15 protein-coding genes and 1 riboswitch are annotated in these 12,128 nt (G+C 63.8%); all 15 genes read right to left on the bottom strand.

Annotated features, from left to right (window positions below; genetic code table 11):
• Positions 1-3: 3 nt before the first annotated feature.
• The 15 genes from CWM54_RS12125 to CWM54_RS12055 are packed head-to-tail and all read right to left on the bottom strand — an operon-like array spanning position 4 to position 11,781.
• Positions 4-681, bottom strand: coding sequence for an energy-coupling factor ABC transporter transmembrane protein (locus CWM54_RS12125; RefSeq protein ID WP_100697243.1), 678 nt, complete (start codon positions 679-681; stop codon positions 4-6).
• Positions 668-949 carry an energy-coupling factor ABC transporter substrate-binding protein gene (locus tag CWM54_RS12120; protein WP_012967312.1) on the bottom strand — a complete coding sequence of 94 codons (282 nt, stop codon included), beginning with the start codon at positions 947-949 and terminating at the stop codon, positions 668-670. Before CWM54_RS12120 ends, CWM54_RS12125 begins: the two co-directional genes overlap by 14 nt.
• Position 950: 1 nt before the next feature.
• Positions 951-1,688: a cobalt ECF transporter S component CbiM gene (cbiM, locus tag CWM54_RS12115; RefSeq protein ID WP_061153455.1), complete on the bottom strand. Its 738-nt coding sequence runs from the start codon at positions 1,686-1,688 to the stop codon at positions 951-953.
• Positions 1,688-2,398, bottom strand: a complete 711-nt coding sequence (locus CWM54_RS12110) for a cobalt-factor II C(20)-methyltransferase (RefSeq protein WP_100697241.1) — start codon at positions 2,396-2,398, stop codon at positions 1,688-1,690. Before CWM54_RS12110 ends, cbiM begins: the two co-directional genes overlap by 1 nt.
• Complete coding sequence (cbiK, locus tag CWM54_RS12105; RefSeq protein WP_100697239.1) at positions 2,395-3,189, bottom strand: sirohydrochlorin cobaltochelatase; 795 nt, start codon at positions 3,187-3,189, stop codon at positions 2,395-2,397. The genes CWM54_RS12110 and cbiK overlap by 4 nt, the downstream gene beginning before the upstream one ends.
• 10 nt (positions 3,190-3,199) lie before the next feature.
• Positions 3,200-3,985: a cobalt-precorrin-6A reductase gene (locus tag CWM54_RS12100; RefSeq protein WP_100697237.1), complete on the bottom strand. Its 786-nt coding sequence runs from the start codon at positions 3,983-3,985 to the stop codon at positions 3,200-3,202.
• Positions 3,982-4,707, bottom strand: a complete 726-nt coding sequence (locus CWM54_RS12095; protein WP_061153452.1) for a precorrin-3B C(17)-methyltransferase — start codon at positions 4,705-4,707, stop codon at positions 3,982-3,984. Before CWM54_RS12095 ends, CWM54_RS12100 begins: the two co-directional genes overlap by 4 nt.
• Positions 4,707-5,762 carry a cobalt-precorrin 5A hydrolase gene (gene cbiG / locus CWM54_RS12090; RefSeq protein ID WP_100697235.1) on the bottom strand — a complete coding sequence of 352 codons (1,056 nt, stop codon included), beginning with the start codon at positions 5,760-5,762 and terminating at the stop codon, positions 4,707-4,709. Before cbiG ends, CWM54_RS12095 begins: the two co-directional genes overlap by 1 nt.
• Positions 5,743-6,516 (bottom strand): cobalt-precorrin-4 methyltransferase, encoded by a 774-nt coding sequence (locus tag CWM54_RS12085; protein ID WP_004149602.1) that lies wholly within the window; start codon positions 6,514-6,516, stop codon positions 5,743-5,745. The genes cbiG and CWM54_RS12085 overlap by 20 nt, the downstream gene beginning before the upstream one ends.
• A complete protein-coding gene (locus tag CWM54_RS12080) occupies positions 6,509-7,078 on the bottom strand; it encodes a decarboxylating cobalt-precorrin-6B (C(15))-methyltransferase (protein WP_100697233.1) in 570 nt (189 codons plus the stop codon). Before CWM54_RS12080 ends, CWM54_RS12085 begins: the two co-directional genes overlap by 8 nt.
• Positions 7,068-7,673, bottom strand: a complete 606-nt coding sequence (locus tag CWM54_RS12075) for a cobalt-precorrin-7 (C(5))-methyltransferase (RefSeq protein WP_100697231.1) — start codon at positions 7,671-7,673, stop codon at positions 7,068-7,070. The genes CWM54_RS12080 and CWM54_RS12075 overlap by 11 nt, the downstream gene beginning before the upstream one ends.
• Positions 7,667-8,806, bottom strand: a complete 1,140-nt coding sequence (gene cbiD, locus CWM54_RS12070; RefSeq protein WP_100697229.1) for a cobalt-precorrin-5B (C(1))-methyltransferase CbiD — start codon at positions 8,804-8,806, stop codon at positions 7,667-7,669. Before cbiD ends, CWM54_RS12075 begins: the two co-directional genes overlap by 7 nt.
• Entirely contained in the window at positions 8,803-9,438 is a 636-nt protein-coding gene (locus tag CWM54_RS12065) for a cobalt-precorrin-8 methylmutase (protein ID WP_002915711.1), read from the bottom strand. Before CWM54_RS12065 ends, cbiD begins: the two co-directional genes overlap by 4 nt.
• 10 nt (positions 9,439-9,448) lie before the next feature.
• Positions 9,449-10,408, bottom strand: coding sequence for an adenosylcobinamide-phosphate synthase CbiB (cbiB, locus tag CWM54_RS12060; protein WP_100697227.1), 960 nt, complete (start codon positions 10,406-10,408; stop codon positions 9,449-9,451).
• Positions 10,405-11,781 carry a cobyrinate a,c-diamide synthase gene (locus CWM54_RS12055; RefSeq protein WP_100697225.1) on the bottom strand — a complete coding sequence of 459 codons (1,377 nt, stop codon included), beginning with the start codon at positions 11,779-11,781 and terminating at the stop codon, positions 10,405-10,407. The genes cbiB and CWM54_RS12055 overlap by 4 nt, the downstream gene beginning before the upstream one ends.
• 92 nt (positions 11,782-11,873) lie before the next feature.
• A riboswitch (cobalamin riboswitch) is annotated at positions 11,874-12,052 on the bottom strand.
• Positions 12,053-12,128 lie beyond the last annotated feature (76 nt).

Raw genomic sequence — 12,128 nt, 5'->3', positions numbered from 1 at the left:
TCCTTAGAGGTGAAAATCACCCTGGTACAATTTGATATCCAGCGCCGTGCTCATCTGCTGATAGCGCAGGAGGACGCGGGTGAACAGCAGTCCCACCAGCATCGCCAGCGAGCGATAGCCCTGCGGCACGCTACCATAGCCAAAACGCAGGGTTTGCGCGCGGTGAATCGCCATCGCCTCGTCTAACAGAATAAAAATGAAGCGCCAGGTCAGCAGGATCTGCTCCGTCAACAGTCGCGGTACGCGACCGCGCTTGAGTAAGATAATCAGCTGCGGGAAAGGCAGATTAAGCACCAGCCAGAGCGTGGCCGCCATCGCCGCCAGGCTGCGCCAGAAGGTCTCCCCGGCCACGGCCAGCCCTTGGGCGGAAATCCCTATCGAGAAAGCGCCCAGCCGAAAGCTCGTTAACAGCATCTGCGGATCGCGGCTGATGCTGAACAGAATGGTCAGCACGCCGACCAGCAAAAAGCCAAAGGGCAGCGCCATCCACCGGCACCAGCGCCAGAATGAGACCCGCAGCAGCCAGCAGGTCAACGCGGCGGTCAGCGCCAGCGTCAGCGCCTGGCCCCACGCCGGCAGCGTAAAGGCCAGCACCATCAGCAGCAGCCAGAGCAGAAACTTCCGCTCTGGCGCCACCTGCAACCAGCGGCTCTGGTAGCTGAGTCGGTCAAACCCGGTCATCACGGCGCTGCCTGCCCCTCGCATACCCGAGAATGTAAAAAATCACCGCCGCGCCCAGCGAGCCCTGCAGGGTAAACAGCAGGCTCTCAATCTCACCGCTCGCCGGTTCGTACAGCGGCTGGAACCAGGGTTGATAATCTGGTGCCACCACCTGGATCTGGCTCTCCGCTTCGCCGTCCGAGCCGCCAAACTCACCACCGTGGTTAATAAAAAAGGGCAGGATCATCAGGGCAACTACCATCGCTAACAGGATCAGCGTCTTTTTCATATTAATGTCCCTCCGCGGCGATCAGCCGCCGTTTGGTCAGTTGATCGTAGATCATCACGGTAAGCAATCCTTCCGCGATGGCGATCGGGATCTGCGTCAGGCAGAAGATCCCCATAAACTTGACGATCGATCCGCCTGCCCCGGTGGCCGGATCGGGAAAGGCCACGCCGAGCTGGACGGAGGTGACAAAGTAGGTCATCAGATCCGCCAGCATCGCGCAGAGAAAGACCCCGACATCGCGCCGGATCCCCGCCCGGCAGGCCAGCTTCCACACCAGATAGCCGACCATCGGGCCGATCACCGCCATCGACATCCCGTTGGCGCCAAGAGTGGTCAGGCCGCCATGCGCCAGCAGTAACGCCTGGAACAGCAGAACGATCGCCCCCAGCACCGCCACCACACCCGGCCCGAAGAGGATCACCGCCAGACCGACGCCGGTCGGGTGCGAACAGCTGCCGGTCACCGACGGGATCTTCAGCGCCGAAAGAACAAAAATAAACGCCCCGCAGAGGGCCAGCAGCACCTTCTGATTGCTCTCCTCCTGGACGATACGCCGCAGGCGCACCAGGCCGTACCACAGGCAGGGTAAAAACAGCAGCCACCACGCCAGCGCCCACATCGGCGGCAAAAAGCCCTCCATGATATGCATGGCGAACGCCTCCTGCGGGACGATGATCAGCAGAACAGCCGCTGCCAGCCCCCCGTACGAAAGCTGCTTCAGCGATTTCACCTGATTCATTACGCCTCCTCCCACTGTTTGTTAACCAGGATGGTCGAGAAATAGGGCAGCGGCTGGTCATCGCTGACCTCGCGCAGACGGCGCCAGCACTGCTCGCCCGGCAGGGTGGCCTCTGACATCATCAGCGCCGCATCCAGCAGCCCCGCCTGCGCCAGCAGCGCCTTAATGCGGGCGAAGCGGCCGTAGACTTTCATCAGCACCAGACTGTCATGCTGGCGCAGCGCCGCGGCAATGTCCGCTTCCGGCGCGGTGCAGGAGATCACCGCCAGCGACTGCTGTTCCATAGCCAGCGGGGTTTTCGCCCGCGCGGCAATGGCGGCGAAGGAGGTAACGCCAGGGACAATCTCCAGCCAGTCCGGGCAGCCAATCCGCTGCAGCAGAAAGACCCAGGTGCTGAACAACATGGCGTCGCCGAGGGTGATAAATCCGACCTGCCTGCCCGCCACCACCTCCTGGGCCAGCGCCGCGGCAACGCCGTTCCACACCGCCTCTTTTTCCGCGCTGTCGGCGCTCATCGGAAAATGGCAGCAGCGGACCTCCGTGTGTGCGCCAAGGTACTCGCGCACGATGGAGAGGGCCAGGCTGTCGCCGCCTTTGCGGCCGGCTGGCGCATACAGCACATCCAGCTGGCCGAGGATCCGCGCCGCACGCACGGTGATCAGATCGGCCGCCCCCGGCCCGGTGCTCAGGGCGTAGAGTTTGCCGCTCATGCTGCTTTCTCCATCGCGTCGTTCAGCGCCTGCTGCAGATGGGCAACAAACATCGCCCGCACCGCCGGATTCTCCCCTAACCCGTTCAGCCACGGCGTGGCGGGGATGCCGGCGGCATTGAAGCGGGTTTTCCACGAATCGTCTTCGTCGGAGGCCATATCATTAATGGCATGATCGCCGGCCACCAGCATCAGGGGCATCAGATGCACGCCGGTCACGCCCTGCCGGGAGAGTTCGTTAATCACGATGTCCACTTCGGGATAGCTTTCCACCGCCCCCACCCGCGCCGGAAAACCCTGCACCGCCATCATATGATCCAGACAAGCGTAGGCCGCGAAAGCGTGGTGGCTGGCGCCGTGCCCCATAAACACCACTCGCTCCGTCGCCGCCAGCGGCGGCATCTGCTGGCGCAGGGCCTGCATCAGCTGAACATAATCGCTATGCCCGCTCAGCAGCGGCACGCCCAGCGTCAGACGCTGAAAGTGCGGGCGCATGCTCTGCACTTCGCGAACGATCTTCTCGTACTCGTCGCCGTTGATAATGTGCAGGGACTGGATCGCCACATCCTGATACCCCTGCTCGACCAGCTTTTGCAGGGCCTGCAGCGGGGTATCGATATGGATACCGTCGCGCTGCCGCAGTTTGCGAATAATCATCCCCGAGGTGAAGGCGCGGAACAGCGTGCGGTCCGGGCAGCTGGCGGCCAGATCGCGCTCGCAGGCGGTAATGTTCTTCTCGCGGGTGTCGTGATAGCTGGTGCCGAAGCTCACCACCAGAAGTGCTTTTTTCATATCCTGTTCCTCAAGTCGCCGACAGCCAGCGCGTCAGCCGCGCAGCGAAATCGGCCTGGCTTTCCAGTAATTCATCGCCCTTCACCAGCGGCGCCGGGCGGGTAATGACGATGCAGGGGATCCCCGCATCAAGACAGGGTTGTACTTTTTCCTGATAGCCCCCTTCCGCGCCCGAGGCTTTCGTGACCACAACATCAGCCCGGCACTGGCGATAAAAGGCGGCGTTAAATTCGGCGCTGAACGGCCCGCAGAGGGCAAAGATCTCCCCGACGCCAAACCCCAGATCGCTACAGTGCTGAACCACCTCCGGCACCGGCAGCACCCGGGCGAGCAGCGTTTTCTCCGCCAGTCCCGCCCGCCAGGCCGCCAGATCTTTGCTGCCGGTGGTCAGCAGGATCCGCTCACCGAGGCGACGAGCCACCGCGCAGGCCTCGTTCAGGTCGCCGACCACGTGAAGTAACGGATGGCGCAGATCGCTCAGTTGCTCCGGCCTTTGATAACGGCTTAGCAGGACCCCAACGCTGGCGCAGGCGCGCACAATATTCTGGCTGACCACCTCGGCGTAGGGGTGAGAGGCATCGATCACCCAGCGGGTGCGCTGCGCCCTCAGCCACTCAGCCATCTGCTGCCACTCCATGCGCCCGCAGCGTATCCGCCCGCGGATATCGCCGGCCAGCCGCTCGCCGGTGGGGGTCGCCACCGACAGGGTGTAGCGCACGCCAGCGGCGTCCAGCTGCTGGCAGATTGCCCGCGCATCGGTGGTGCCCCCGATAACCAGCACGTCGCCGTGGTTCACAGCGTGTAGCCTCGCGGGGTGATCATCAGACTGTTGTCGATGTAAGTCGCTTTGTTGCCGACGATGACCAGACTGGTCATATCCACCGGGGCAAAATCCATCTCCCCGAGGGTGGTCAGCCATTTCTCCTGCTTTTTGCGCCCGGCGGATTTGACTACGCCGACCGGCGTATCCGGGCTTTTGCTGGCCGCCAGCAGCGCAAAGGCGCGCGCCAGATGCCCTTCGCGGCCGCGGCTGCGAGGGTTGTAAAAACAGATAACGAAGTCCGCTTCCCCTGCGGCGACTATGCGTTTTTCAATCACTGGCCACGGCGTCAGCAGATCGCTGAGGCTGATATGGCAGAAATCATGCATCAGCGGCGCGCCGAGCAGCGAGGCGGCGGCGATACTGGCCGTCATCCCCGGGATCAGGCGGACCTCAATGTCCAGCTGCTGCTTATTGACCAGCTCCAGCACCAGCCCCGCCATGCCGTAGATGCCGGCGTCGCCGCTGCTGATAAGCGCAACGTTATGCCCGGCCTGCGCCAGCTCAATGGCCGCCTGACAGCGTTCAATCTCTTTGCACATGCCGGTTTTGATCACCTGCTTGTCGCCGGTAAAGGCTTTTACCAGGTGGGTGTAAGTCTTGTAGCCCACCACAATCTCTGCCGCCTGCAGGGCCTCCACGGCTTCCATGGTCATCATCGCCTGCGAGCCAGGGCCAATTCCGATTACGCTTAACATCAATGTGTTACTCCCAAAGTAATGGTCACGCCCTGCTCGCGCAGGGTTTCGCCGGACAGGTTTCCCTGACTCAGCAGCCAGGCCACCGGGCCGGAGACGCTGCCGACACCGACCGTCTCCCGGACAAAAGACGAGGCTGGAAAGCGGTGCTCGTGCTCGCGCAGCGCCTCGGCGCTGAAGGTTTCGAACGGCACCCGGCAGCGGTGAGCCAACTGGCGCAACCCCGGCTCGTTTGCCTTCAGGCTCACGCTGCCAATCGCTTTCAGCGCCAGCGGGTCAAGACGCTGAGCGGCAAGCTGGCGATCCAGCAGCGTACAGAGCAAGGAACAGGGGGTGTCGCGCCGACAGCCGATCCCCGCCACCACCCGCTGGGGCACCAGCTTCCAGTGAGGTACCGGCAGCGGCGGCAGCGACCGGCGCAGGGTGACGCAGATCAGCGCGTCGAGCGCCGGCAAGCGCGCCAGGTCGCTTACCGGGATAAAGCCGCGTTGGTCGCACCGGCTTAGCGCCTCGGTGAATTCGTCGTCGTACCACAGCCCCACCCGCTTGCCGCTCACCAGCATCTGGTTGATGGTTTTCACCGCCGCGCGAAAATCGGTCATCCGGGCGTTCAACTGGAAGGCCAGCGTGTCGAGGGCGGCCAGCTCGTTAACGTCAGTCGCTGTGGTGATCACCGGATCGGCATCGAGCATCCCGGCGAGATAGCGGGTCAGCGCATTCGCCCCCCCGGCATGGCCGGAGAGCAGGCTGATGACGTGCCGGGCGCGCTCATCAATCACCACCACCGCCGGGTCGCTGAACTTGTCATTCACCAGCGGGGCCAGCACCCGCACGGCAATCCCGGTGGCGCCGATAAAAATCAGCGCCGAGAAGCTGCTGAATGCCTCGCGGGCTGCGCTGGCAAAGCCGCCATTGAAGGGGATAAACCCCTCCTCCTGCAGCGCTTCGCTGGTGTAGCAGGTGAGCGGCAGCATGGCCGCCAGCCGTTTTGCCAGCCGCACGCCGCCGGGCGTCAGGCAAAACAGGGCAATGGATTCAGGCTTTACGGTATTCATGGCTAAAATCCGCTGCGTACAGTTTTGAGTAGTGATACTCATCGCCAAGGAAGGGACCGACCAGGATCAGCGCCGTTTTGCGGATCCCGGCGTCGCGTACTTTGTCGCCGATGTCCGCGAGGGTACCGCGGACGGTCTGGCTTTCCGGCCAGGTGGCCTTGTAGATCACCGCGACCGGGGTGGTCGCGGGGTAGCCGCCCTCCACCAGCCGCTCCGCCACCCGGTGAATACGCTGCACCGACAGGTAAATCGCCATGGAGGTTTGATGACTGGCAAAGGCCTCCAGCTGTTCGCGCGCGGGAACCGGCGTGCGCCCTTCCAGACGGGTAATAATCAGACTTTGCGATACCTCGGGCACCGTGTACTCCACCCCCAGCTCGGCCGCCGCGCCGAGGAAGGCGCTGACGCCCGGCACCACCTGCCAGCGGATCCCGCGGCGGGTCAACTCTTCGCCTTGCTCGCGCACCGAGCCGTACAGCGAAACATCGCCCGTCTGCAGACGCACCACCGTTTTTCCCGCCTTCACCCCCGCCTCCATCAGGTCGAGGATCTGCTCCAGATGCAGCGCGGCGCTATCGTGGCACTCCGCCTGTGGCGGACAGTAGGCCAGCAGCTCAGTGTTGATCAGCGACCCGGCGTAGATCACCACCTGCGCCTGCTGCAGCAGACGGTATCCTTTGAGAGTAATCAGTTCGCGATCGCCAGGACCGGCGCCGACGAACCACACGCAATGGGGATCAAAAGTCTCAGCCATGGTTTTCTTCCTTCTGACAGGCGATGACAAAAACGGGATTATGGGGTTTGAAATAGTGGCCGCTGCCCAGCGTGGCCAGCGTGGAGACCGCCAGTTGCTGGCAGTCCACCTCGCGGATGCCGCACTGCCGCAGATGCGCCAGGGCGCTATGAAGGTTTTCCTGCAAAATAAAGGTCATCACCAGCCGGCCGCCGGGATGCAGCTGCACCAGCGACCAGTCGATCAGCGCCGTCAGGTGGCCGCCGCTGCCGCCCATAAAGATCGCGTCGGCTTTGTCAGCGACCGCCAGCGGCGCGACGCCCGCCACGATAGCGATATTGTCGCAGCCAAAGCGCTGCCGGTTGTCCGCCAGCAGGCGCAGCGCGTCGGCCTGACGCTCAATCGCCGTCACCCGCAGCGCCGGGTTCTGCAGGGCAGCCTCAATGCTGACGCTGCCGGTGCCCGCGCCGATATCAATCAAGTGGCGCGCCCGGTGCAGCTCCAGCTTCGCCAGCGCCAGCGCGCGCACGGCCTCTTTGGTCATCGGCACCTGGGCGCCGCGCAAAAACAGCTCATCTTTCATCGAGGATCACCACCGCATTCATCTCATATTCGTCCTCCACGGCGCTGACCGGCAGCCAGTGGATCCGCTCGTTTTCCATCGCCAGATTCTCGCCAATCACCATCCAGCGATGGCCTTTGCCGCGGGCCGTCAGTTGGGCGGCAATCTCCCGCGGCCCGCAGCGGCCGTCGGTCACCATGGCGACTTTCTGGTGGGCGGCCAGCGCATCGACGCTCACCTCCCGGCCATGGCTGCTGGTCAGCCACATGTCGTTCATGTCGATGCCCGCCCGGGCGCAGAGGTACTGCACCGCGCTGATGCCGGGGATCACCTGCACCCGTTCCCGGCCAAAGTGGGCAATCAGCCGGGTGCCAATGCCATAGAACAGCGGATCGCCGGAGGCCAGCACCACGACGTGGCGCCCGGCGCGGGCCTCGATCCACGCCAGCAGCGCCGGAATATCAGCCCCCAGCGCAAAGCGCTCCCCGGCGAAGGCGGGAAACTGCTGGAGATGGCGGCTGCCGCCCACCAGCGCCTCGGCGGCGGCGATCGCCTCGCGCGCGGCCGGGGTCAGCCACTGCAACCCCGCCGGGCCCATCCCCACGACCGTCAACATGCCAGCTCCCGGGCAATCGCCTCCAGCGGACGGCTGCTGCCCAGCACCTGGTTATCAAAAGAAAACAGAACCGCGTCGCAGGTGGGCGGTTGCTGAGTGAAGCGCAGCATCTCAAGAACGCGCTGGCAGATACGCTCAGCCAGATGGTTATAGAGGCGCTGGTATCCCCAGGCGTCGATATGCTCCATTGCCGCTTCGGTGGTATCGCACTCGCTGACCAGCGTCAGCAGCGGCAGCGGCGCGCCAAGCAGCGCCAGATGGGCGACGAGGGTTTCCATCCGCGCATCGGCGATATGGCTGTGGGTATGAAAGATCCCAGCGGCGATTTTGATCAGTTTGCCGGGGTGGCCGATGAGCACAATCTGGCGGAAACCGAGCCGGACCGCCTCTTCAATCATGTAGCCGACGAAGTTGCTCATGGTGACGACCACCTGCGGGTCGATCCCCATCTGCTCGCGGACAAAGCGCTCGCCGTGGTTACCCGGCACCAACACCACGCGATCCAGCCCGGCGACGCGTTTTATCTCCAGCTCGAGGGAGAGCGAACGCTTCCAGCTCTCTTCCGACATTGGGGTGACGATCCCGGTGGTGCCGATAATCGAGATCCCGCCGAGGATCCCCAGCCGCGCGTTATAGGTTTTTTGCGCGCGAAGTACGCCTTCCGGGGCAAAGATCTCCACCTGCGCGCCGCGGGAAGGGCCAATCGCTTCGCGCACAGCGGTCTCGATGGTGTGCCGCGGAGTGCGGTTTATCGCCGGGCTACCTGTCGGCAGACCGATCCCTTTGCGGGTCACCGTGCCGATGCCCTCGCCGCCCTGCAGGCTAATCTCTCCGCTGTCATTGAGGGTCACCCGGGCAAAAATCAGCATGCCGTGGGTGGCGTCGACATCATCGCCGCCGTCTTTACGGATCGCGGCGACCGCCTGCTGCCCTTCGACGTGCGGGGACTCAACGTTCAGGCACAGGGTGACGCCGGAGGGGGTGACGATCGAGACCTGATGGATCAGATGCTGGCGCATCACCATCAGCGCCGCCACTTTTGCCGCCGCCGTGGCGCAGGAGCCGGTGGTGTAGCCCTTGCGCAGCGCTTTGCCGTGATGCCACACCGGAGCGTCAAAGGTCTGGTCGCTCATTGCGCCTCCCGCAGGTGGTAAAGCAGAGCGTTCACAATCGCTGCCGCCACGTTGCTTCCTCCTTTGCGGCCGAGCGCGGCGATAGCCGGCAGGCCACTCTCGCTGAGCGCCGCTTTCGACTCCGCCGCGCCGACGAACCCGACCGGTACCCCCACCACGCCGCCGATGGCCGTCTCGCGATGTTCCAGCAGGCGAAACAGCGCGGTTGGCGCATTGCCGAAGACGAACACTTTCTCCCCTGGCTCCTGCACAGCAATATCCACCGCCGCCATCGAACGGGTCATCCCCCGGCTTTGCGCCTCGCGCACCACCCGCGGGTCGCTGATATAGCAACGGCATTCGCCGCCAAAGCGGGCCAGCAGGGTTTTGTTGATCCCGGACAACGCCATGGTGGTATCGGTATACAGCGTGCAGGGCCGGCTCAACGCCTCGCTCAGCGCGATCAGGGCATCCGGAGAAAACCACAGAATATCCAGCCAGTCGAAGTCAGCGGTGGTGTGGATCACCCGCTTGATAATCGCCTCGTGCAGTGGGCTGGCAAAACGGTAGTCCGGGCGCGTTTCAGCGATGATCTCGCTGATGATGTCGAAGCTTTTCGCCTCGATCGCCTGCGGTTGTTGGATGTACTGCATCAGGTTCTCCTCAGGCCGCGCCGACCAGCCAGTAGCGCACGCCGATAAATAGCGCCAGCGCCAGGGTTGACGCCACCCACATTAATCGAATGGTTCGGGAAATATCGTCCACCGCGATGTCGCGGACGGCGTCGCCTATCCAGGGCTTTTCAACGCGCTGGCCGAAGTAATCGTTCGGGCCGCCAAGGCGGATCCCCAGCGCGCCGGCGACGGTCGCTTCCGGCCAGGCGCAGTTAGGACTGCTGTGCTGATAGCGATCGCGCCAGCCGGTCCGCAGCGCCCGGGCGCCATCTTCCCGGCATAGCACTGCGGCAAGGCTGAGCAGCAGCCAGCTCAGCCGGGCGGGAAGGAAGTTGGCCACATCGTCAAGACGGGCGCTGACCATGCCGATCGCCCGATATTTTTCGTGTTTATAGCCGACCATGGAATCAAGGGTGTTGACCGCTTTATAGGCCATGGCCAGCGGCGCGCCGCCCAGCAGCAGGAAAAAGAGCGGCGCGATAATGCCATCCACCGTGTTTTCCGCCACGGTCTCCACCACCGCACGGTTGATCTGCGCTGGCTGGAGCTGAGAGGTGTCGCGCCCGACAATCCAGGAGAGCTTATGCCGGCTTTCGGCGAGATCCCCGGCCTGCAGCGGCCGGGCCACCGCCATCGCCGACTGCGCCAGGCAGCGCCCCGCCAGCGCGGTGAAGATCATCCACACCTCCACCAGCCATCCGAGCCAGGGATGGAGCCCGTGCGCCAGCGCCAGTACGCCCCAGGCCACGCCCCACGTCAGGCCGGTCACCACCAGCCACATCACTCCGCCGCCGATGCGCAGCGCCCGGTCGCTATGGCAGACGCGCCGCACTACACGTTGGCTGACGGTGATCAGGCGACCTATCCAGCGCACCGGATGCGGCCAGTGCGGCGGATCGCCAATGACGACATCAAGTATCCAGGCCACACACCAGGCGAGAAGGGTCATTGCGCCCTCCTTGCCGCTCGCAGCCAGTGGTTGAGCATGGTGGGGCGCTGGGCAAAGTGGACATGGAGATAGCTGGCAAAGGCGCTACCGGACTGCCATCCTCCCGGCCACTGCTGGAGCGTCTTACCGTCTCGCTGTTTACGGCAGGCCAGTACGGCAGGGGTGGCGGGAGAAAAATCGGAGTAATGAAATTCATGACCGCGCAGCCACTCGCCAGGAGCGGCCAGCAGCGTCTGCTGCTGCGCCTGCGCTTCGCAGTAGCCGAACCGGGTCAGACGCGTCCCCATTCGGCTGTGTCCAGGAATAATATCCGCCATGGCGTAGCGCTCGCCGCCGGTGACTTCCAGGGTCGTGCCCAGATACATCAGGCCGCCGCACTCGGCGTAGATCGCCACCCCGCGCCGGTGCGCCGCGCGAAGCTGCGCCAGCATCTCATGGTTGGCGGACAGCCCGGCCGCATGCAGCTCCGGGTAGCCGCCGCCGAGCCAGATCATCTGGCAGGCCGGCAGCTGGCGATCGCGCAGCGGGCTAAAGCGCACCATCTTCACGCCGCAGCGCGCCAGCAGCGCCAGGTTATCGGGGTAATAAAAATTGAAGGCCTCATCGTCGGCGAGGGCCAGCGTCAGTCCTTCGCCGGCGTCGGCGGCAAGCTGTTCCCCCCACTCGCCGGCCGGCATGGCGGCCAGTTCGCTGAGGGCCAGTAGCCGGTCTATGTCGAGGGTGCGCCCCAGCAGGCTGGCAAAATCCCGCCATGCCTGCTGATTGACCACCGACTCGCGGGCGGTCACCAGCCCCAGATGCCGTTCGGGCAGCGCCACGCCTTCCACGCGCGGCACATAGCCGAGCACTGGCACCTGACAGTAGCGCTCAATGGCGCTTTTCAGCAGCTGGAAGTGCGCGTCGCTGTTAACCCGATTGACGATAACGCCAGCAATGTTGAGGGCCGGATCAAAGTGTTGAAAGCCCATCACCGTGGCGGCGATAGAGGTCGACACCGCTTTGCCATCCACCAGCAAAATCACCGGGCAGCCAAGCTGTTTAGCCATCGCCGCGCTGCTGCAGTAGTTGGGGTCGGTGCCGTAGCCGTCATACAGGCCCATCACCCCTTCGATAACCGCGATGTCGGCCTGCTGCAGTTGTTCAGCAAACAGCGCGTTGAGTATCGGGGCGGGAAGCATAAAGCTGTCGAGATTGCGGGAGGCGATGCCGCTGATGGCGGTATGCCAGGCGGTGTCCAGGTAGTCTGGCCCCACTTTACAGGGTTGCACCCGCAAACCGCGCTGTTGGAGCAAGCTGAGCAGGCCAAGCGTAACGGTGGTTTTGCCACAACCGCTGCCGGTACCCGCAAGAATAAACGCACGCCTGGTTGCCATACCCTGTCCTGTTCAGGTGGTCGGGGTATAGCTGCGCGCATGCCTGGTCCTGCAACCACGCACCGCTAAGCCACCCACTTCCCACCGAAGTTGTTGGTCAGTTACCGGCAGGCAGGTCTTCTGGCTTAGCCTCGTTCTCGCCCGCCCTTCCCAATCTTTCGATCAGTGGTTTTTGCGGGGTCGTCAGCATCACAGCAGCGGGGGCTGCGGGGGATTTACACCCCCTTCCCTGACACCAAACTGGTGTCGAACCTGTCGGTTGTATTCGCCGATGCGCCATGCATCCGCGGTTAATGTTTCAAGCTTACTTTTACCGTCTCATCACCTGCAAAATGACATCAGCGAGG

Source organism: Klebsiella sp. D-Nf1, from assembly GCF_002810515.1.
Lineage (GTDB): Bacteria > Pseudomonadota > Gammaproteobacteria > Enterobacterales > Enterobacteriaceae > Klebsiella > Klebsiella variicola.
This window is presented reverse-complemented; position numbering and strand designations above follow the sequence as displayed.

Bases quoted from the DNA above. Each gene is read 5' to 3' on its own strand.
- CWM54_RS12125 (WP_100697243.1), bottom strand. From the start codon at position 681: ATGACCGGGTTTGACCGACTCAGCTACCAGAGCCGCTGGTTGCAGGTG.
- CWM54_RS12120 (WP_012967312.1), bottom strand. From the start codon at position 949: ATGAAAAAGACGCTGATCCTGTTAGCGATGGTAGTTGCCCTGATGATC.
- cbiM (WP_061153455.1), bottom strand. From the start codon at position 1,688: ATGAATCAGGTGAAATCGCTGAAGCAGCTTTCGTACGGGGGGCTGGCA.
- CWM54_RS12110 (WP_100697241.1), bottom strand. From the start codon at position 2,398: ATGAGCGGCAAACTCTACGCCCTGAGCACCGGGCCGGGGGCGGCCGAT.
- cbiK (WP_100697239.1), bottom strand. From the start codon at position 3,189: ATGAAAAAAGCACTTCTGGTGGTGAGCTTCGGCACCAGCTATCACGAC.
- CWM54_RS12095 (WP_061153452.1), bottom strand. From the start codon at position 4,707: ATGTTAAGCGTAATCGGAATTGGCCCTGGCTCGCAGGCGATGATGACC.
- cbiG (WP_100697235.1), bottom strand. From the start codon at position 5,762: ATGAATACCGTAAAGCCTGAATCCATTGCCCTGTTTTGCCTGACGCCC.
- CWM54_RS12085 (WP_004149602.1), bottom strand. From the start codon at position 6,516: ATGGCTGAGACTTTTGATCCCCATTGCGTGTGGTTCGTCGGCGCCGGT.
- CWM54_RS12080 (WP_100697233.1), bottom strand. From the start codon at position 7,078: ATGAAAGATGAGCTGTTTTTGCGCGGCGCCCAGGTGCCGATGACCAAA.
- CWM54_RS12075 (WP_100697231.1), bottom strand. From the start codon at position 7,673: ATGTTGACGGTCGTGGGGATGGGCCCGGCGGGGTTGCAGTGGCTGACC.
- cbiD (WP_100697229.1), bottom strand. From the start codon at position 8,806: ATGAGCGACCAGACCTTTGACGCTCCGGTGTGGCATCACGGCAAAGCG.
- CWM54_RS12065 (WP_002915711.1), bottom strand. From the start codon at position 9,438: ATGCAGTACATCCAACAACCGCAGGCGATCGAGGCGAAAAGCTTCGAC.
- cbiB (WP_100697227.1), bottom strand. From the start codon at position 10,408: ATGACCCTTCTCGCCTGGTGTGTGGCCTGGATACTTGATGTCGTCATT.
- CWM54_RS12055 (WP_100697225.1), bottom strand. From the start codon at position 11,781: ATGGCAACCAGGCGTGCGTTTATTCTTGCGGGTACCGGCAGCGGTTGT.